The organism is Streptomyces sp. NBC_00193 (genome assembly GCF_026342735.1).
GTDB classification, from domain to species: Bacteria; Actinomycetota; Actinomycetes; order Streptomycetales; family Streptomycetaceae; genus Streptomyces; species Streptomyces stoeckheimensis.
In genome coordinates, this window is the sequence record NZ_JAPEMM010000001.1 from 5,800,044 (window position 1) to 5,819,674 (window position 19,631).

Below are 19,631 nucleotides of genomic sequence, written 5' to 3' on the forward strand. Positions count from 1 at the left end.
CGCCGTCAGCTGCTGTATACGCCGACTTCGTGCAGGGAGTAACCCCACTGCGTACCGCGTCCCGCTCCGTGGACGCGCACGTACCGGGCCGGGACCCCGGCGAACCTCGCCGTGTCCACCCCGCCGTCACCTGCGGTCGTGGACCAGGCCGTCGTCCAGTCCGTTCCGTTCGTGGAGACCTCGATGCGGTACGAACGCCCGTACGCGGCCTCCCAGTCCAGGGTGACCCGCTTGACCAGCTGCTGGGAGCCGAGGTCGACCTGCAGCCACTGGTCGTCGTTCCACTCGCTCGCCCAGCGGCTGGACCGGTTGCCGTCGAAGGCGAGGCCGGGCGCGAAGCTGACGAAGGGGTTCCACCACTCGGACGTGCTCGCGGAGGAGGGCTGGCCCGCGGCGAGGTTCACACCGGCCTTGTGCTGCTCGGAGTTGCCCCAGGTGCGCAGGTAGGACTCGGCGCCCTTGAACAGGTCGTCCACCACGCCCTGTCCGCCGACGATGCGGATGTCCTCGATCCAGTCGGGCACCAGGCCGTAGTGCGAGGCGCCGTCGGTGTTCAGGTCCCACGTGCGCTGGCCGGTGGTCTGCTTGTCGATGACCGACCCGCCGTCGGTGCTGCGGAAGGGGTACGTCACCGGGTTCGGGGTGTTCGCCCCGCGCGGGCCGGGCCAGCCGCCGACGCCGTTCATGTCGGTGCCGTAGCCGTAGCCGACGTTGTACTTATCGCGCAGCGCGTCGGTCCGCTTGGCCTCGGCGCTGAAGCCCTCGGAGCCGCCCATGTACGCGGCGGCGAAACCGCCGAGCTTGTAGAGCCGCTCCATCCAGCCGAGGTCCATCCAGCTGTGCGAGGAGATCACGCCCGGGTAGTTCTCGGTCTCCATGATGTCGAAGGCCTGGCCGGCCGCCTTCACGCTCATGTGGTCGAGTTCGAGCATCATCTTGCGTTTCATCATGCCGCGCACCGCGTAGTCACCGAGGTCGGTGAGGCCGCGGGTGTTGCACTGGGCACCCGAGGCGTACGAGGGCATGCTCACGCCCGCCGGCAGTTCCTTCTCGGCGGCGGCCGCCGGGGCCAGGCCGATGGGGTTGTCGTGCTGCGGGCCCGTGCACGCTTCCGTCTTCCAGAAGGTGCCCGTCGACAGGAACTGCCCGACGTTGATGGCCGTTCCCAGCGCGCCCTCGTCGAAGCGGACCCCGCACAGGGCGTTGTCGAACTTGTGGCACAGGAACATGCTGCGCACGCCGAGGTTGTACAGCTCGTCGAGGCCCTTGTCGATGTCCGCCTTGCCGCACTGCGCGACGTCCAGGATCTGCTTGCAGCCGAAGGGTTCGGAGGTCTCGACGCCGAGGACCACGGCCAGCTTGCCCTGCTTGATCACGTCGCGGGCCTGGGCGGAGTCGGTGACGATGCGGAACCAGCCCTTGCCGGGGCCGCCGTACATCTTGTCGACGTAGGCCTGCATGTCGTACGTCTTCTTCGCCTCCAGGCGGATGGCGGTCATCTCGTCGCAGCTGCGGTCCTTGAAGAAGTAGACCGAGCAGATCACCCCGTTGGTGACGAGGTCGTTGACGAGGACGCGCTGGCCACCGCGCCAGGCGCGCTCGATCCAGGCGTAGTAGTTCTGCTGGTGGGTCAGCGAGTCGTGGGCGGGCCAGTCCTTGAAGGTGGGCCAGCCGTCGGGGTCGTGCTTGCCGTCGCCGCCCTTGGTGATGAAGTCGAAGATCGCGAGGCTGCCGTCGGGGTAGTGCTCCGGACAGTCCTTGAGCGCGTCGGCGATGCCCGCGTCGGAGAACGGCTTTCCGCAGATCAGCCGGCCGCCGAAGCCCTCGTTGGACATGATGTGGTCGTGCGCGTCGACGAAGCCGCGGACGTTGCCCTGGGCGTCGGTGCCCTTGAAGGGCTCACCGGTCACGTTGATCTGGGAGTCGGGCGCGGGCCGCGCGGTGGGCTCCCACCAGTTGTTGTCGGCGGCGGCTCCCGGGACGGGGCCGAGCACCATGGCGAGCAGGCCGAGGAGCAGGGCCAGGACCGCGAACGGCTTGCGCCGTCGGCGGGGGCGCGGTTCCGGTTGTTGCCTTTGTGGTTCTGGGGTCATGGCCACTACTCACGTCCTCGGTCGGCGGAGGGCGCGGTCGAGGACACGGTCCACCGGAGGCGTGGCCGCCCTGGCACCTGTTTGTCATGTCCCGCGCAAGCTATGGGGACGAGAATCGCTACTGCCGGGTACAGAGTCAAGAGTCCGGGTCACATGACCTGATGGATCGTCACCCTACTGGCCCGGCGGGCCGCCGTCAGCGGGATGCGGAGGAACGCGCGAAGCGCCCGGGGGTGGTCCCGACGACGCGCTTGAAGTGCCGGGTGAAATGGGACTGGTCGTAGAAGCCCGCCGCGACCGCGACCTCGGCGGCCGGGCGGCCGTCGAGCAGCAGCCGGCGGGCCAGGGAGACCCGGCGCGAGACGAGGTACTGGTGCGGGGCGATGCCGAAGGCGCCGCTGAAGGCGCGCACCAGGTGGGCGGGGTGGGCCTGGAGCAGACCGGCCGCCTCCTCCAGGGACAGGCCGCCGGCCGCCCGCTCGTCGAGGAGCTCGCGCAGGCTCCGCGCGATGCCGGTGCCCATGCCGGGGGGCGATGCGTCCAGGGCGCCCGGGAGTTCGAGGCGGGGGCGCAGCAGGGTGCGCAGCCGTTCGCCGATCAGGGCCAGCCGGCTCTCCGCCTCGAACTCGTCACCGGGGGCGGCCAGGACCCGGTGGAGCTGTCCGACGCGGCGGCGCAGCACGGGGTCGGCGAGGTCGGGTCCGTCCACGGCTGCGCCGATGAAGCGCTCGTCCAGCAGGCTCGTGTCGAGGTAGACGACGCGCTTGCGGAACCCGTGCGGCGTCGCGGCGGAGCCGTTGTGCGGGACCTGGGGCGGGAGCAGGCTCACGGTGTCGCCCGGGGTGCCGCGGGAGTGGCGGTCGAGGTCGTAGCGGACGGCGCCGTCGTCGACGATCAGCAGGGTCCACGCTTCGTGGACGTGCATGGGGTAGGCGTGCGCGGTGAAGCGGGCGTGGAAGACCTCGACGACACCCGCGACCCGCGGACGCCAAGCCGAGACCTCCTGCTGGGGCTGCACGCAAAGAACGTACAAGACCGTCCGCGGGGGTGCCCGGCAGTCTCGGGGCATGAGCGACGAGATGAAGAGCGAGAACGCTACGGACGTGGGCGCGGACGCGGGTGCGGGCGTGGAGGCGGACGCGGGCGTGGAGGCCGGTACGGACGGGCCCGTGCGGTTCGACACCAAGATCGCGGTGCTGCTGCGCGACGACCTGGAGACCTGGCAGCGGCTGAACGTCACGGCGTTCCTCGTCAGTGGGCTCGGTACGACGGTCCCCGAGGTGGTCGGCGAACCGTACGAGGACGCCGACGGGACCCCCTACCTGCCCATGTTCCGCCAGCCCGTACTGGTCTTCGAGGGCGGCAAGGAAACGGTGACGGCGGCGCACGAGCGGGCGGTGCGGCGCGGGCTGCGGACGGCGGTGTTCACCTCGGACCTGTTCGGCACGGGCCACGACCGGGCCAACCGGGCGGCCGTGGCGGCGGTGGGCAGGGATCACCTCGACCTCGTCGGGATCGCCGTCCACGGGGCGCGCAACTCCGTGGACAAGGTGCTCAAGGGGGCCCGCATGCACCGGTGAGTGCCGTGAGGCGAACCGCAGGCGGGATCCTGTTTCGGCCACCGGGTGGCAGGGGTGGGGTTGTCGGGGAGGAGCCCGGAGGGGGTTCTCGGGGCCCGGCGCGGGCCCCCGACCGGGCAGTGCGGCGCCCTCCGCCCCCGGATCCCGAGCCCCTTCGGGGCGTTCTTGTGAAGGTCGCCCGGTGCTCGATGGGGACTCGATCCCCGCCGCCCCAAGGGAAACCCGCCACGTCATCCGAAACACGCCTCCGCCGCCCGTTCACGTGTTCTCCGTTTCTGCTTCACCGATCCGTGTGCCCCAGAGTCCTACGCCCCGTGGATTGTCATGCCCGCGGCCATGGGTGGGTGGCTGTTTTCCGGCCACGCACGGCTTGTGGGGAAGGGGGGTGGTCCGGTGTCGCAGCCACGTTTTCTGTTCGTGTCCTGGGTGGATGTGGAGAGACGTCAGGCGCCTGCGCCGATGGCGAGGGGACCGCACGGAGTGCGGGGGGACGGCGGCCACGGCAGCCATGGGGGCGGGCCCGACGGCGTGAGCTGGCGCCTGGTCGGCTCCAACAATCACGAACTCGGCCGCAGCCCTTCCGTGTTCCGCGCCCTCGGCGCCTGCTGTACGGCCGTCGAACGGCTCCGGGAGCGGATCGGCGAGGCCGTCCCGGTCGTGGCGATGTCCACCGCTGCGGCCGGCGTCCTGTCCGGTTCCGGTGTCGGCGCCTGGACCTGGCAGCTCGCCCTCGACGAGCAGTGCGTGGCCGTGGCCGTACGCACCTTCCGCCGCCAGCGCGAATGCCGCCACAGCCTCCAGCTGTTCCTGTCCGCCGTCGCCGAGGCGCAGGTGGCCACCGGCGTCACCCACACCCGGCGGCTGCGCGGTCTGCGGCTGCCCGGTGCCGGGGACGTCCCGGGGCTGGCCCTGCGCGGGGGAGGCCTGCGGTGACCGCGACCACGGTGATCCCCCCGGCCGCCCCCGACGACGAGCACGTCACCCCGCGGGCCCTCGCCAAGAGCGGCGATCCGGCCGACCGGATCTTCCGGGGCTCGGCCCGCGCCGCCGGCGCCGCCGTCCTGCTCGTCATGACTTTGGTCGGCGTCTTCCTCGGAGGCCGCGCCCTGACGGCCCTGGACGATGCCGGATGGGCCTTCCTCACCACCTCCGCCTGGGAGCCCGACTCCCACAACTTCGGTGTGGCGGCGGTCCTGATCGGCACCCTGCTCATCGGCGGCGTCGCGATCCTCTTCGCGCTGCCGCTGGCGATGGGCACCGCCCTGTACATCACCGAGTACGCGCCGCGCCGCATCAAGCAGACCCTGATCAGCCTCGTCGACCTGATGGCCGCGGTGCCCAGCGTGGTCTACGGCCTGTGGGGGCTGTTCCTCTTCCAGCCGCACGTGGTCGGCCTGTCCCGCTGGCTCACCACGTACCTGGGCTGGTTCCCGCCCTTCGCGGTCGACGGGGACGACCCGCGCGACCCGCTCAGCCCGAACACCTTCTACACCTCCTCCACCTTCATCGCGGGCATGGTCGTCGCGCTGATGGTGACGCCGATCGCCTGTTCGGTGATGCGCGAGGCCTTCGCCCAGGCGCCGCCCGGCGAGCGCGAGGGAGCCTTCGCGCTCGGCGCCACACCGTGGGGCGTCATCCGCTCCGTCGTCCTGCCCTTCGGCAGGGGCGGGATCATCGGCGGCACCATGCTCGGGCTCGGCCGCGCGCTGGGAGAGACGATCGCCGTCTACCTGATCATCTCGCCTGTCTTCGTGATCCAGCCGCACATCCTCCAGAACGGCGCCATCTCCGTGTCCGCCCTGATCGCCCTGCGCTACGGCTCGGCCAGCCCCCTCGGGATATCCGCCCTGATGGCGGCCGGCCTCACCCTCTTCCTGATGACCCTGGTGGTCAACTTCATCGCCTCCTCGGTCGTGGCCCGCAGCCGCTCCGGAGCGGGGGCCGACGCATGACCGCCCTCACGCACCGGCCGCACGGCCCGGGCGCCGCCGACGCTCCGGGAGCTCCGGGTACCCCAGGTGCTCCGGGCGCTCCCACCGCCGCCACCGTCCGCCCGCCCGTGCTGCTCGACGGAGCCGGGGTCCCGCCCGAGCAGCGGCGCAACACCGCGACCCTGCACCTGCGCGACGTCCTCGCCATGGTGGGCGCGGCCGCCTCCGCGCTCGCGGTGACCGCCCTGCTGTTCGGCCGGCTCCTGCCCTTCAACGCGCCCCTCGGCTTCGCGGTCGTCCTCTACCTGTCCTTCATGGCGCTCTACGCCGTCCTCGTGTCCCTCGACGAATCCGCCGCCACCGTGCGGGCGCGCCTCGCGCAGGCCCTGGTGCACAGCATCGCCGCCCTGCTCATGACGGCCCTGGTGCTCGTCGTCGGCTACGTGCTCATGCGCGGCTGGGACGCCCTGGCCCACCTCAACTTCTTCACCGAGGACATGGCCGCGACCGGTCCGCTGGAGCCGCTGAGCCAGGGCGGGGCGCTGCACGCCATCGTCGGCACCCTGGAGCAGATCGGCATCGCACTGGCGGTCTCGGTGCCGCTGGGGCTGGCCTGCGCGGTGTTCCTCAACGAAGTCCCGGGCCGCTACGCGCGGTTCGTCCGCACCATCGTCGAAGCCATGACGGCGCTGCCCTCCATCGTGGCCGGGCTGTTCGTCTACGCGACCTGGATCCTGCTGCTCCACTTCGACAAGTCCGGCTTCGCCGCCGCCCTCGCGCTGTCCGTGATGATGCTGCCGATCGTCATCAGGGCCTCCGACGTGGTGATCCGGCTGGTGCCGGGCTCACTGAAGGAGGCCTCCTACGCCCTGGGCGCCGGCCAGTGGCGCACCGTGTGGACCGTGGTCCTGCCCACGTCCCGCTCCGGACTGACCACCGCCGTCATCCTGGGCACCGCCCGCGGCATCGGGGAGACCTCCCCGGTGCTGCTCACCTCCGGCATTGCGGGCGGGCTCAACGCCAATCCCTTCGACGGCCCGCAACTCTCGCTGCCGCTCGCGGTGTTCAGCCTGGTCCAGTCCCCGGAGAAGTCCATGATCGCCCGGGGGTTCGGCTGCGCCGCCCTGCTCATGGCGCTGGTGCTGCTGCTCTTCGTGCTCGCCCGCGTCATCGGCGGCAAGGCACCGGGCCAGCTCGGCCGCGGCGCGCAGCACCGCCGGGTCCTGGCGTCCGCCCGTGACGTGGAGCGGATGCGGGCCCGGGCCGCCGAGCGGGACCTCGCCCTGGCCGAAGAAGAGGCCGGGGGGCCGGAGCCACAGGGGTGGCAGGCGCTTCCTCCGCCCCGGGCGTAGCCCGCCCCGCTCTTCGCGGCCCGCGCCGCGTCCATTCGTACGATCTGTGACCGATCAGGAGAGTTACCCATGCCCGGACGACCCCCGGCATACCCGGTGCGTGCCCCCTCGGGCGCGCGCGCACCCGCCCGGCGCGGACGGCTCCTCGTCCGCGGACTCGCGCTGGTCCTGGCGGCGCTGGCCGCCGTCCTGCCCGGCGCGGCGCCTGCCGCCGCCGAGAGCTACGTGCCGGTCTCCGGCGCGGGTTCCACCTGGAGCCAGAACGCCCTGGACCAGTGGCGGGCCAACGTCAAGCAGTACGGCATGACGGTCAACTACAGCGGCACCGGATCGTCCGACGGCCGCAACCAGTTCCGCAACGGAACCGTCGACTACGCGGTCTCCGAGATCCCCTACGGGATCAAGGACTCGGGGGTCGTGGACCCGCCGCCCGCACGGAAGTTCGCGTACATGCCGATCGTCGCGGGCGGCACGGCCTTCATGTACAACCTCAAGATCGGCAACCGCCGGGTCACCAACCTCCGCCTCTCCGGCGAGAACGTGGCCAAGATCTTCACCGGTGTGATCACCACCTGGAACGACCCGGCGATCAAGGCCGACAACCCGGGCCTCGCCGCGGCCCTCCCCGCCCGCAAGATCGTCCCCGTCGTCCGTTCCGACGGCTCGGGCACGACGGCCCAGCTGACCAAGTGGATGAGCACGCAGCACGGAGCGCTGTGGGACGCCTACTGCGGCAAGGCGGGCCGCTCCACCCCCTGCGGCCAGACCTCCAACTTCCCCACCGCCGCGGGCCGCGGGTTCGTCGGCCAGTCCGGCTCCAACGGCGTCTCCGGCTACGTGGCCCAAGAGGGCAACGTCGGCACCATCACGTACGTGGAGTACTCCTACGCGGTCTCCACGACGGGCTTCCCCGTCGTCAAGGTCCTCAACAGCTCGGGCTACTACACCGAGCCCACCGCCCAGAACGTCGCCGTGTCGCTCGGCAAGGCACAGATCGACCCCGTCGACCTCACGCAGAAGCTGGAGGGCGTCTACACGGGGGCCGACGAGCGGACCTACCCGCTCTCCAGCTACAGCTACATGATCATCCCGACGGCGCAGGAGTCGAACTTCAACCCGCAGAAGGGCAAGGCGCTCGGCGCCTTCGCCTACTACTTCCTCTGCGAGGGACAGCGCTCCGTCGACCGGCTCGGCTACTCGCCGCTCCCCATCAACCTCGTCCAGGCGGGGCTGGAGCAGGTGCGCCGCATCCCCGGCGTGGCCGTGGCCAACATCGACATCAAGAACTGCCGCAACCCCACCTTCTCGCCCGACGGCAGGAACATCCTGGCCGAGACCGCCCCGAAGCCCGCCGCCTGCGACAAGCAGGGCCCCACCCAGTGCGAGACCGGCACCGGCGGCAACAAGACCCCGACCCAGAACGGTGGTTCGGGCGGCGGCGGGGCGGCTTCCGGCGGCGCGGCTGCCTCCGGCGGTGGTACGGGCGGCACGGGCGGCGCCACGGGTGGCACGGGCTCCGGCGGAGCCACGGGAGGTTCCGGGGGCGCGGCCGCCTCGGGCGGTACGGGCGGAGCCGACGGCGGGAGCGGCGCCGCAGCCGCCACCGGCGGTACGGGCGACGGCCCGGGCAGTGGCGGCGCGGACGGCGGGGGAGTGGACCCGGTGACCGGACAGCCCCTCGCGGCGGGCGCGGCCGACCTGTTCGGGATCCCGGTCACCACCTCCACCGGCATCGGCGGAACCCTGCAGACCGTCCTGATGGTGCTCGGCGCACTGATCCTGCTGGCCGTCACGGTCGCCCCGCCGCTGCTCACCCGGCGCCTGACGCGGCGCGGGCGCACGGGGGGAGGGTCCTGATGCGCACTCCGTTCCGCACCCCGTTCCGCACCCCGTTCCGCACCCCGTTCCGCACCCCGTTCCGCACGCCGTTCCGCACGCGCCGGATCCGGCTGCTCTTCGGCTCGCTCTGCCTGGTGCTGCTCCCGGTGGTCGCCACCTCCGGGCCCGCCGGGCTGGGGCCGCAGGCCGCATACGCGGCCGGCGGGGAGGGCTCCGAGGTCACCGTGTCCGGGACCGGCGACTTCGCCGACCTCAAGGTGACGGTCGGTCAGACCCGCAACCTCGTCGGCCAGGTCGTCAAGATCTCCTGGACCGGCGGCAAGCCCACCGTCTCCGACACCGCCTACAGCGCCAACTACCTGCAGATCATGCAGTGCTGGGGCGACGAGGCCACCGGGCCCGCCGTCGACCAGTGCCAGTTCGGCGCTTCCTCCGCCCTCGGCTCCGCGGGCAACCAGGCCGGGGCCTACACCAACACCCGCCAGCTCAACTACGGCGCCAACCTCCAGGACGCGGAGCACGAGCCGCTGCCGCCCCCCACCCCGAGCGGGATCTCGTTCGCCCCCTTCCGCACGGTGGGCGGGGACCCTGTGAGTCCGGGCAACTGGAACGAGTTCTACGACGTCAACAGCACCAACGAGGTCCCGTACGCCCGCACCAACGCCCGCGGCGCCGGCGAGGTCTGGTTCGAGACCCAGACCGCCGTCGAGGCCCCCGGCCTCGGCTGCGGCTCCGCGATCCCCGGGGCCCAGGTCCCCGCGACGGGACGTGGCTGCTGGCTGGTGATCGTGCCGCGCGGCGAGAAGGAGGTCGACGGCAGCCCGTACACCGCGCAGTCCAGCGGACAGCTCCAGTCCTCCCCGCTCAGCCCGGCCAACTGGAAGCAGCGCATCGTCGTCCCGCTCGGCTTCGAACCCCTGGGCAGCTACTGCCCGATCGGCGCCGAGGAACGCGGCACCATCGGCAGCGAGATGGCCGCCGAGGCCGTCACCCGCTGGCAGCCCGCCCTGTGCCGGACCGGCGGCAAGGCCATCTACGGCTACGCCCAGGTCCCCGACGAGACCGCCCGCGTCAAACTGCTCTCCGGCGCCCCCGGGCTGGTCTTCCTCGGCCGGCCGGCGCCGGCCGACCCCGTGCGCAAGCCCGTCTACGCACCCGTGGCCCTCTCCGGCATCACCATCGGCTTCTTCATCGAGAGCCAGGCCGGATTCCAGGCCCCCGACGAGGTCAAGGCCCGCAACGGAACCCGGCTCGGCAGCCTGCGGCTGACCCCGAGGCTGGTGGCGAAGCTGCTGACCGAGTCCTACCAGGACGGCAACTCGCGCTTCGCCGAAAGCACCGCGAAGAACCCGGCGAACCTGGGCCGCGACCCGGAGTTCATGCGGCACAACCCCACCTACGCGGGACTGGACTTCGGCGGCAAGCTCGGTGACGCCCTGGTCCCGCAGCCGCTCGCCGACACCACCCGGCAGCTGTGGGAGTGGGTGTCCCGGGACCCGGCCGCCCGGGAGTTCCTCGACGGCACGCCCGACAACACGGGCGCGCACGGGGACGCCGCGTACGCCGGCATGGCCGTGAACCCGAACTACCGGGGGCTGGTGCTGCCGGTGGACACCTTCCCCAAGAGCGACCCGTACTGCCAGCCGTTCCCGGAGGAGCACCCGAACAACCCGCTCTGCATCCAGGACAAGCACCCCTACGCCACCGACATGCACGCCGCCGCGCGCGCCGCGAGCCGCGGGGACACCCTGGCCCGTACCTCCTGGGACGCCACGGCCACCCCGCCCGCGTACAAGAAGGACCCGCCGCAGCTCGCCGGCTCGCGCGCCGTGCTCGCCGTCACCGACACCGCGACCGCCGACCGCTACGGCCTGGTGCGGGCCGAACTCCTCAACGCGGCAGGTACGTTCGTCGCCCCCGAGCCGGCCGCACTGATCGCCGCAGCGAACGCGCGCAAGGCCGGGACCGACGGGGTCAGCTCGCCCGACCCGGCGGCCGCGGACCCGGCGGCCTACCCGCTCACCGTCCTCACCTACGCCGCCACCGTGCCCGCCGACCTCACGCAGGCGGAGGGCAAGGACTACGGCGCCCTGCTGGCCTACGCGGCCGCCCAGGGGCAGACCCCCGGCGTGTCCGCGGGCAGCCTGCCGCACGGCTACGCCCCGCTGCCGGAGGCCCTGCGCGCCCAGACCCGGGCGGCGGCGCAGCGGGTCAGCGCCGAGGCGGGCAAGAAGCCGACGCCCGCTCCGGAGCCCTCGGCCCCGACGGCCCCGGCTCCGGGCGCCGTCGGCGGTACGCCGTCCGGCACGGGCGGCGCGGCGGTTCCCGGCGGATCCGGCTCGGCCGGTACGGGAACCTCCGCCTCCGGGGCCTCGACGGCGGGCGGCGGCGCGGCGGGCGGGGCGGCCGTGCCCGGCCCCGCCGCGGCCTCACCGAGCACCCCGGCGGGGATCACGGGCGCCGCGGGGGCCACGGGCACCACCGGCACCTCGGGCGCCCCGGTGGCTCAGGCGGCGGGAACCACCCCGGACTGGGGCGTCGGAGCCATCCGCAACGTCCTGCTGATCTGCCTCGTGGTCGGGGCGCTGGCCGCCTTCGCGGGACCGGTGCTCCCGCGCTGCCTGCCCGGGGCCCTGCTCCGGCTGCGGTCGCTGCGCGGCGCGGCCGGGGGAGCGCCCGTGGCGTCCGGCGGGCCCGCGGACCTGCCGGCGGACTGGGCGACCCACAAGAAGACCGGCCCGAGGGACTGGACCCCACCGGACCAGGACGACGAAAGGAGGTGATGCCCGGCGACAACCGTCTGACCAATCCGCGCCAACGGAACTTCATCCCACGCGCGCCGGGCACCACCCCGGGCGCAGCCTAGCTGAGGGGTCATCCCAAGTGAACAAGAAGAAAATCGCCTTCGGCGTCTCGGCCTTCGCTCTCGCGGCGACCATCGCCGGGGCCGGCCTCGCCGCCGCCGACCCGTCGGGCCCGCCGCCGTACCGCCAGCTCTCCGGCGTCGGCTCCGACACCACCCAGGACGTCATGAACGGCCTGGCCGCGGCCATCACCGTGAACGGCCAGAAGGTCATCGGCTCCTACGACTCCACCGGCTCCGCCAACATCACCACCAAGGACCCGGCGGTCAACGCGAACTGCACCATCGCCCGCCCCAACGGCTCGGGCGCCGGCCGCTCCACGCTGCTCACCTCCCTCCAGGCGAACAACGGCTGTCTGGACTTCGCCCGTTCCTCCTCGCTGAACCTGGCGGCGGCGGCCCCGGGCCTGACCTACGTGCCCTTCGCGGTCGACGGCGTCAGCTACGCGATCACCCCCGGCTCGGCGATCCCGCGCAAGCTGTCGCTGGCCGACCTGAAGGCGATCTACCACTGCGACCCGAACTACGTCGGCACGGGCCCCAACTTCGGCATGACGGTCTACCTGCCGCAGGCCGGCTCGGGCACCCGCAGCTTCTGGGAGTCCCAGATGGGGATCACGGACGCCGATGTGGTCGCGGGCATCTACCCCTGCATCAAGGACAAGAAGGGCACCACCCCGGTGCAGGAGCACGACGGCCGCCTCCTCGACGACAAGTCGATCGTGCCGTTCTCCATCGCCCAGTACCAGTCGCAGTCCTCGCAGACGATCGCGGACCTGCGCGGCCGCGCCATCCTCGGCACGGTCGACGGCACGGCGCCCACCGTCCTCAACAGCGGGTTCGGCGTGAAGCGCGACGTCTACAACGTGATCCCGACCAGCAAGGTCGCCGTGGCTCCGTGGAGCACCGTCTTCGTCGGCGCCACCTCCGAGATCTGCAAGCAGACCTCGGTGATCAACACCTACGGCTTCGCCGCCAGCCCGAACTGTGGCGACACCACCAAGCAGACCCCCTGACCCTGATCGCCGCCCGAGCTTCACATCTGGAGACGTTGTGCTGAAGAACAGAGTTATGCGGACCATGGCCCTGGGGGTCGCCGCCGTGACCACCGCCTTCGCGGCGGGTCTGGCCGGGGCGAGCGCCGCGTACGCCGCCCCGATCGGCACCATCGAGATCAACCCGGCGACCGGCGCGGACACGTCCGGCATCGCCTTCACGACCTCGGCCGCCTGCCCGGCCAACGCCACCAACGTGCTGGTCACGGTGGCGGGTTCCGGCTTCCCGGCCGAGGGCCTGAACGTGGTCGGCAACTCGCCCATCGCGACCTACCCGACCGCCGCCAACGGCGGCATGGTCATCCCGCTGACCTCCACCATGCGGGACTACGCCAGCCAGGCGGGCTTCACCACCCTGCAGGGCAAGTACGACTTCACCGTGATCTGCCGGACCGCCTTCAACGGCACCAGCCTCGGCGACTACACCGGCGCGATCTGGTTCACGTCGAACACCACCTACCAGAACACCGACCCGGCGGTGAAGACCGACACCGTCACCTCGCTCGCGGTCACCCCGGCCGGCCCCGCGCAGGCGGGCACCCCGGTCACCCTCACCGCGGGCGTCACCCCGGCCGGCGCCGGCGGCACCGTCCAGTTCAAGGACGGCGCGGCCGACCTGGGCACCCCGGTCACCGTGAACAACGGCACCGCGGCGCTCACCACGTCCAACCTGACCGCCGGTACGCACAGCCTGACGGCCGTCTTCACGCCGGCGAGCGCCTCGTACAACGGCTCGGCCTCCTCCGCCGTCTCCTACGTGGTCACGGCCGTTCCGGCCGCGACGACCACGACCGCCCTGGCCGTTTCCCCGGCCGCCACCGCGCCGCAGTTCAGCCCGGTGACCCTGACCGGTACGGTCACCCCCGCGGGCGCTGCGGGCGCGGTGAAGTTCACCGACACCGTCGGCGGCTCCACCGTCACCCTGGGCACCGTCCCGGTGGCGGGCGGCACCGCGGTGCTGAACACCAGCAGCCTCCCGGTGGGCAACCACTCCTTCACCGCCGTGTTCGTCCCGGCCGACGCGGGTGCCTTCACCGGCTCCGACTCGGGCGCGATCCCGTACGTGGTGGGCGCCTTCGCCGGTGTCTCCGCCTCCGAGACGATCACCACCACCGTCAACTCGGGCGCGCTGGCCATCAGCGTCGCCAACCCGCAGGTCACCCTGCCCTCGCCGGTGCTCAACTCCGACGGGGACCTGCTGACCACGGCCGGTTCCATCAACCCGGTCACCCTCACCGACACCCGCGCCGGCAACCCGGGCTGGACCGTCAGCGGCCAGGTCACCGACTTCTCCGACGGTGCCACCCACGCCATCAACGGCCAGAACCTGGGCTGGAGCCCGAAGCTCGTCGACAAGGCGCCCGCGCAGACGGTGACGCCCGGTTCCGCCGTCGCCGCCGCGCACGGTGCGGCCACCGGCGACGCGGGCACGGCGGGCCTCAAGTCCGCCCGCACACTCGCCAACGGCACCGGACTCGGCACCGCGCACGTCACCGCCGACCTGGCGCTGAACGTCCCGACCTCCACGGTCGCCGGCACGTACTCCGCGACCCTCACGCTCACCGCCATCTGATCCAGGCGTGAGCCCCGGGTCGGAGCGGTCCGCGCCTCCGTGCGGTCCGTTCCGACCCGCCCCTGACACCTGGACCCGCCGCCCCCCTTCCCCGGATCGGACGCCCGAGCCATGAACCCCACCGCCCCCGCCGCCCGGCGCGGCGGCCGCCCCGGCCCGCCGGCCGCGGCCCCGCTCCCCTCCCTGCTGCTCGCGCTGCTCACGCTCGTCGGGCTGCTCGTCTCGGCCGGGCTGCTCGCCGCAGCGCCCGCGCACGCCGCGTCCTCGGCCCCGGCCGCTCCCGGGGAGGACCGCAAGTCCACCTTCGGCGTGCAGCCCGCCGGGCCGAAGGGGCCCGACGCACGGCCCCACTTCTCCTACGGGGTCACCGGCGGAGCCACGACGCGCGACCAGATCGCCATCTGGAACTACGGCGAGGAACCGCTCACCCTCGCCGTCTACGCGAGCGACGCGGTCAACACCCTCGACGGCGGCTTCGACCTGCTCCCGGCCGGCCGGGCCCCGAAGGACGCGGGCAGCTGGATCAAGCTGGAGAAGGACACGGTGACCGTCCCGCCCAAGGGCAACGTCGTCGTCCCCTTCACCGTCACCGTCCCCCGCGAGGTCACCCCCGGGGACCACACCGGCGGCATCGTAGCCTCGCTCGCCGCCGGAGCCCAGGACGGCCAGGGCAACAAGGTCAAGCTCGACCAGCGGGTCGGCGCCCGCGTCTACATCCGCGCTGCGGGGACCCTCACCCCGCGCCTGGAGGTCCAGCAGGTCGCCGCCTCGTACGAGGGATCCGCGAACCCCTTCTCCGAGGGCTCGGCGACCGTCACCTACACCCTGCGCAACACGGGCAACGTGCGGCTCGGCGCCCGGCAGGCCGTGCGCATCAACGGCCTGTTCGGCACCTCCGTCACCGCGGACGGCGCGAAGGACCTCGGCGACCTGCTGCCCGGCACCTCGCTGACGATCACCGCCAAGGCCGACGGGGTGGCGCAGGTGCTGCGGTCCTCCGCCGTCGTCTCCGTCCAGCCGGTCGCCGCCCGCGACGGCGTGGACCCCAAACTTCCGTCCCTGACCCGATCGGTGTCGCTGTGGACGGTCCCGTGGGCGCTGCTCGCGCTGGTCCTCGTGATCACCGCGGGCGGGCTGTGGGTGTGGCGCCGCAGGCGCCTGGCCCGCGCAGCGGCCGCGGTCACCGCGTCGGCCCGCCGGCGCGCCACCTCGGATGCCAACGAACGCCAGAACGCCAAGAAGGAGCCCATCGTGCAGTTCACCCGCACCCGCCGGCGATCCGCGGCAGGCGCCGCGACCGCGGCCGCCGCCGCCCTCGTGGGCCTGGCCGCCCTGACCGTGCCGACGACGGCCCACGCCGCTCCGACCGGCTCGGCGAAGATCAACCCCGCCACGGGCAACGACGGCAGCAGCGTCGACCTGACCACCTCGGCCGCCTGCCCGGATCCCTCCACGAACATCCTGGTCACGGTGGCCGGCAAGGGCTTCCCGGCCGAGGGCCTCAACGTGGTCGGCAACTCGCCCATCAGCACGTACCCGCCGGCGCCGTCGGGCGGCATCAACGTCCCGCTGACGATGACCATGCGGGACTACGCGAACCAGGCCGGCTTCACCACCCTCGAAGGCCGCTACGACCTGACGGTCGTGTGCCGCAAGGCCTTCGGCACGGACACCTACGGGACGTTTGCGGCCTCGCTGTGGTTCACCTCCAACACCGCGTACCAGACCACGGACCCGGGGACGGGCAACCAGACGCCGACCCCCACGCCGACCCCCACCGCGAGCCCGACTCCCACCCCGACCCCCACCGCGACGCCCACCCCGAGCCCGACCGCCACCCCGACCCCGACCCCCTCGGACTCGGCGTCCCCCACCCCGACCCCGACCGATACCCCCTCCCCGACCGGGTCGGCCTCCACCGGGACGACCACGAGCGGCGGCAGCAGCGTGGGCGTCTCCACCAACGTCACGGGCGGAGCGGCCGGAGGCTCGGGAGGCCCCGGTGGCCTCGCCAACACCGGCGCCGACGCCACCGCGGTCGGCCTGCTCTCCGGGGTCCTCGTCGTCACCGGCGGCGGGCTCGTCTGGTGGGCCCGCCGCCGCGGCCTGCTGACCTTCGCGGGCAACTGACCTTCGCGGGCGACCGACCTTCGCGGGCGACCGACCGCAGCATCCGCATTCCCGCAGCATCCGCTTCCGCATTCGGAGAAGACACGATGACAGCCACCTCCACCCCGCCGGTGGACGTGCGCCCCGACCCCGCCGGAGCCCCCGAGGCCCCGGCGGGGCGTACGGGCCCACCCGGCCTGTGGGCCACCGGCGCGGCCCTGGCCATCCTGGGCGCCCTGCTCCTCGGCTTCGTCGCGGAAGTGGGCCCGCTGGGACACCTGCGCCACGAACGGGACCGCCGGGTGGGGTACGCGCAGCTGCGCGAAGGCCTCGCCAACGCCACCGCCCCGCTGGGGCCGACCACCCCGGGCAGCCCCGTCGCCCTGCTGGAGATCCCGCAGATCGGGCTGCGCGAGGTGGTCCGCGAGGCGACCACCTCCGGGGTACTGGCCTCCGGGCCCGGCCACCGGCGCGGCACGGTCCTGCCCGGCCAGCCCGGGACGAGCATCCTCATGGGCCGCCAGGCGGGCTACGGCGGCCCCTTCGCCCACATCGCGGACCTGGAGCGCGGGGAGACCTTCCTCGTCGTCACCGGCCAGGGCGAGCACACGTACAAGGTGCTGGGCGTCCGACGCGCGGGCGACCCGCAGCCGGTCCGGCCGACCGGTGACGCGGCCCTGCTCACCCTGATGACCGCGGACGGGACCCCGTACATGCCGGACGGCGTGGTCCACGTCGACGCGGAACTCACCACGCCCGTCCAGCAGTCAGGCGGCCGCACCCCGGGACGGCTGGCCGCGGACGAGGCCCCCCTCGGGAGCCAGACCTCGGCCTGGTTCCCGCTGGTCCTGTGGGCGCAGGCGCTGCTGCTCGCCGCGGCGGCCCTCGCCTGGGCGCGGATCCGCTGGGGCCGCGCGCACACCTGGCTGGTGGGCTTCCCGGTGCTGGCCGCCCTCGGCCTCGCGGTCGCCGACCAGGCCGCCCTCCTCCTGCCCAACCTCCTGTGAACGAGGCCGTGATGACGACGCAGACGCTCCCCCTTCCCACGCTCCCCGCAACGGGAGCGTCCACCCTCGACGCGCGCGACGTCTCGGCGTGGTTCGGCGGCCGCAAGGTCCTCAACCGGGTCTCCCTGACGATGCCCGGCGGCCGGGTCACGGCCCTGATCGGCCCTTCGGGCTGCGGGAAGTCCACCTTCCTGCGGATCCTGAACCGGATGCACGAGCTGATCCCGGGCGCCGAACTGGCCGGTGAGGTACTCCTCGACGGCGAGGACGTCTACGCCCGCGGCCGCCGCCTCACCGATGCCCGCCGCCGGATCGGCATGGTCTTCCAGAAGCCGAACCCCTTCCCGGCGATGTCGGTCTACGACAACGTCACGGCGGGCCTCAAGCTGACGGGCACCCGTGCCTCGGCGGCCGAGAAGGACGAGCTGGTGGAGGAGTGCCTGACCAAGGCCGGGCTGTGGAAGGAGGTCCAGGACCGGCTGCGCCAGCCGGGCGGCGCGCTCTCCGGCGGCCAGCAGCAGCGCCTGTGCATCGCCCGCTCCCTCGCGGTCCGGCCGCGGATCCTGCTCATGGACGAACCCTGCTCGGCCCTGGACCCCACGTCCACGCGCCGCATCGAGGAGACCGTCCGCGAGCTGGCCGACGAGGTCACCATCGTGATCGTGACGCACAACATGCAGCAGGCGGCCCGGGTTTCCGACCAGTGCGCCTTCTTCCTCGCGGAACAGGGCACGCCCGGACAGATCGTGGAACACGGACCGACGGAAGCCATGTTCTCCGCCCCCGCCGACCCGCGCACCTCGGACTACGTCCAGGGCCGCTTCGGCTGACCCCCGGCGGGCCGCCCCCGACGGCCGGGCCCGGCAACGGATCACTACATTGGGGCCCATGTCCACACTGCCGCTGCCACTGCCCGTCATCCTCTTGCTGTCGGGGAGCCTGCGGGCCGCCTCCTCCAACGAGACCGTCCTGCGCACCGCACGAGCGGCGGCCCCCGCGCACGTGCGGACGGTCCTCTACGAGGGGCTGGCGGACCTCCCGCACTTCAACCCCGACGACGACGCCGCACCGCTGCCGGGTCCCGTGGCCGGACTGCGCGCGGCGATCGCCGAGGCGGCCGCGGTCCTCATCTGCACCCCGGAGTACGCCGGCACCCTGCCGGGTTCCTTCAAGAACCTCCTGGACTGGACGGTCGGCGGCACCGAGATCTGCGACAAGCCCGTCGCCTGGGTGAACGCGGCGGCCCCGGGACGCGGCGAGGGCGCGGAGGCCACCCTGCGGACCGTCCTCGGCTACACCGGCGCCGACATCAGGGCCGAGGCGTGCGCCCGGATCCCCGTGGACCGCAGCAAGCTCGCCGCGGACGGCACCATCACCGACGAGTCCGTACGCACCCGACTCACTCACATCCTCACCCTGCTGGCGGACCAGGGCTAGGGCCCGTCTTGCGGGATTACGGTTTGTGGGTGATCCAGAGCAGTTCCGCCGGCCAGTGGTGTGCCCAGTCGGGTGGGTCGGTTTCGTTGTAGCCGTTGGGGGTTCCGCGTTCGGGCCGGGGCTCGATGAGGTCGTCGATGACGAGGCCCGCGCCGCGCAGGACCCTGACCCAGTCGCCGTAGGTGAGCTGGTAGCTGGTCGCGCCCTCGTCCTCGGCGATGGTGTTCAGGCCGAAGTAGTCCTTCTGCAGCGTCGTGGTCACGCGGCCGGCGGCTTCGTCGTAGCACGCTTCGAACCACGGACTGGCGACGTTGAACACCAGGCGCCCGCCTCGGCGCAGGACGCGCGCGGCCTGCGGGACGGCCAGGTGCGGGGACGCCCAGCTGAGCCCACCGAAGTCGCAGAACACCAGGTCGAAGCTGTCCGCGGCGAAGGGAAGCTGTTCGGCGGCGCCTTGCACGAGCGGGTAGCGGGCCGCTCCCATCGCGTCGGCCGCTGCGGCGAGCTGGGCTTCGGAGAGGTCGAACCCGACCACGGAGGCGCCCTCGGCGGCGAGCGCCCTGGACCACTGGCCGGCGCCGCAGCCGAGTTCGAGGACGCGCTTGCCGGTGACATCGCCCAGGGCGTGCAGGTGCGCGTCGGGGATCGAGTACATGCCCCACAGCCGGGGTGCGGCGCCGATGTGCGGGTCGTGCTCGTGCTGGTAGGCGCTGCTGATCCGGTTCCAGAACCGCCGGTTGGCGGGGATGCTGTCCACGGCCCGACTCCAGCACTTCCGGCCGGGGGCGGTCA

Annotated in this window: 15 protein-coding genes; 12 read left to right on the plus strand and 3 right to left on the minus strand. The window is 72.8% G+C overall.

Annotated elements, in window-relative coordinates; all coding sequences use genetic code 11:
- Window positions 1-5 precede the first annotated feature (5 nt).
- Both OG898_RS26005 and OG898_RS26010 read right to left on the minus strand, forming a co-directional pair.
- Complete coding sequence (locus tag OG898_RS26005) at window positions 6-1,997, minus strand: discoidin domain-containing protein (RefSeq protein WP_266960455.1); 1,992 nt, start codon at window positions 1,995-1,997, stop codon at window positions 6-8.
- Window positions 1,998-2,289: 292 nt separating this feature from the next.
- A complete protein-coding gene (locus tag OG898_RS26010; RefSeq protein WP_250740145.1) occupies window positions 2,290-3,111 on the minus strand; it encodes an AraC family transcriptional regulator in 822 nt (273 codons plus the stop codon).
- A gap of 49 nt (window positions 3,112-3,160) precedes the next feature.
- Between OG898_RS26010 and OG898_RS26015 the strand changes: the two genes are divergently transcribed.
- The 12 genes from OG898_RS26015 to OG898_RS26070 all read left to right on the plus strand — a co-directional run bounded on the left by OG898_RS26015 (window position 3,161) and on the right by OG898_RS26070 (window position 18,839).
- Window positions 3,161-3,673: a DUF2000 domain-containing protein gene (locus OG898_RS26015; RefSeq protein WP_266959513.1), complete on the plus strand. Its 513-nt coding sequence runs from the start codon at window positions 3,161-3,163 to the stop codon at window positions 3,671-3,673.
- 528 nt (window positions 3,674-4,201) lie between these two features.
- Window positions 4,202-4,606 carry a hypothetical protein gene (locus OG898_RS26020; RefSeq protein ID WP_250740143.1) on the plus strand — a complete coding sequence of 135 codons (405 nt, stop codon included), beginning with the start codon at window positions 4,202-4,204 and terminating at the stop codon, window positions 4,604-4,606.
- On the plus strand, window positions 4,603-5,625 hold the full coding sequence (pstC, locus tag OG898_RS26025; RefSeq protein WP_250740142.1) for a phosphate ABC transporter permease subunit PstC: 1,023 nt from the start codon (window positions 4,603-4,605) through the stop codon (window positions 5,623-5,625). Before OG898_RS26020 ends, pstC begins: the two co-directional genes overlap by 4 nt.
- Entirely contained in the window at window positions 5,622-6,956 is a 1,335-nt protein-coding gene (gene pstA, locus OG898_RS26030) for a phosphate ABC transporter permease PstA (protein ID WP_250740141.1), read from the plus strand. The genes pstC and pstA overlap by 4 nt, the downstream gene beginning before the upstream one ends.
- 69 nt (window positions 6,957-7,025) lie before the next feature.
- On the plus strand, window positions 7,026-8,813 hold the full coding sequence (locus OG898_RS26035; protein ID WP_266959516.1) for a phosphate ABC transporter substrate-binding protein PstS: 1,788 nt from the start codon (window positions 7,026-7,028) through the stop codon (window positions 8,811-8,813).
- The gene (locus tag OG898_RS26040; RefSeq protein WP_266959518.1) at window positions 8,813-11,578 is read left to right on the plus strand and encodes a hypothetical protein; all 2,766 of its coding nucleotides are present in this window, start codon (window positions 8,813-8,815) and stop codon (window positions 11,576-11,578) included. Before OG898_RS26035 ends, OG898_RS26040 begins: the two co-directional genes overlap by 1 nt.
- A gap of 100 nt (window positions 11,579-11,678) precedes the next feature.
- Complete coding sequence (locus OG898_RS26045) at window positions 11,679-12,674, plus strand: substrate-binding domain-containing protein (protein WP_266959520.1); 996 nt, start codon at window positions 11,679-11,681, stop codon at window positions 12,672-12,674.
- A gap of 55 nt (window positions 12,675-12,729) precedes the next feature.
- Window positions 12,730-14,286, plus strand: coding sequence for an Ig-like domain repeat protein (locus tag OG898_RS26050; RefSeq protein ID WP_266959522.1), 1,557 nt, complete (start codon window positions 12,730-12,732; stop codon window positions 14,284-14,286).
- Between the two features lie 111 nt (window positions 14,287-14,397).
- Window positions 14,398-16,416 (plus strand): DUF916 domain-containing protein, encoded by a 2,019-nt coding sequence (locus tag OG898_RS26055; RefSeq protein ID WP_266959524.1) that lies wholly within the window; start codon window positions 14,398-14,400, stop codon window positions 16,414-16,416.
- 86 nt (window positions 16,417-16,502) lie between these two features.
- Entirely contained in the window at window positions 16,503-17,402 is a 900-nt protein-coding gene (locus OG898_RS26060; protein WP_266959526.1) for a sortase, read from the plus strand.
- A gap of 11 nt (window positions 17,403-17,413) precedes the next feature.
- Window positions 17,414-18,232, plus strand: coding sequence for a phosphate ABC transporter ATP-binding protein (locus OG898_RS26065; protein WP_266959528.1), 819 nt, complete (start codon window positions 17,414-17,416; stop codon window positions 18,230-18,232).
- Between the two features lie 58 nt (window positions 18,233-18,290).
- Window positions 18,291-18,839, plus strand: coding sequence for an NADPH-dependent FMN reductase (locus tag OG898_RS26070; protein WP_250740133.1), 549 nt, complete (start codon window positions 18,291-18,293; stop codon window positions 18,837-18,839).
- A 16-nt stretch (window positions 18,840-18,855) separates the two neighbouring features.
- On the opposite strand, the gene OG898_RS26075 is transcribed toward OG898_RS26070, so the two are convergent.
- Entirely contained in the window at window positions 18,856-19,596 is a 741-nt protein-coding gene (locus tag OG898_RS26075; protein WP_250740132.1) for a class I SAM-dependent methyltransferase, read from the minus strand.
- Between the last annotated feature and the right edge of the window lie 35 nt (window positions 19,597-19,631).